The sequence below is a fragment of the Stenotrophomonas sp. CASM106 genome (assembly GCF_049384825.1).
Taxonomy (GTDB): domain Bacteria; phylum Pseudomonadota; class Gammaproteobacteria; order Xanthomonadales; family Xanthomonadaceae; genus Stenotrophomonas; species Stenotrophomonas muris.
In genome coordinates this window covers 1-501 of sequence record NZ_JBMRFS010000035.1, presented here as the reverse complement: position 1 = coordinate 501, position 501 = coordinate 1, and the positions used below count along the sequence as shown (strand labels likewise).

The following is a 501-nucleotide window of genomic DNA, read 5'->3' as shown; positions in this document are numbered from 1 at the left end:
GGCCTCCAGTGATCGGCATCGAGTGCGCACAAGGCACGACCCTGGAGAGCCAATCGATCACTGTTTGCGCTTCCTCATTGCAGCACGCCGATTCGACTTGATAGCCAGATCAAGCTGGTTGGTGGCAATATCAGTCTGACGGAGCACATCGCCCATGACCTTCAGTGCATCGACCTGACGGTCATGAGCCATCTCGGCAGCAGTGGCCATCTCAGCAAACATTGGGCGACCCTCAATGAGCCACTCACGGATGATCGTGGCCCGGCCAGCACCGGTGACCTTGCCGAGGCGGTCAAGAACATCGACCACATCGGCCGGGAGGGTGAGATTCACGCGGGTCTGATCGGAAGGCATGGCTGGAGTCTAGGAGTAACGCGGAGTGCCTGCAAGGGGGTATTTTGCTGCTGGGCGGTCTCACCGTGAGACAAATGTGCGGTATCACTAGCCCCGCACATCCAGCCCGGCTCGAGCGTGTGGAAGGGGTTGGGGGCTACTTAGACA

General features: G+C 59.5%; 1 protein-coding gene. It reads right to left on the bottom strand.

The genetic code is table 11. The features are described from left to right. Positions 1 to 57: 57 nt before the first annotated feature. Positions 58 to 354 carry a ribbon-helix-helix protein, CopG family gene (locus tag VG556_RS22375; protein WP_423180052.1) on the bottom strand — a complete coding sequence of 99 codons (297 nt, stop codon included), beginning with the start codon at positions 352 to 354 and terminating at the stop codon, positions 58 to 60. Positions 355 to 501: the final 147 nt, after the last annotated feature.

Excerpts from the sequence above, each read along its gene's own strand:
- VG556_RS22375 (WP_423180052.1), bottom strand. The coding sequence starts at position 354 with ATGCCTTCCGATCAGACCCGCGTGAATCTCACCCTCCCGGCCGATGTG.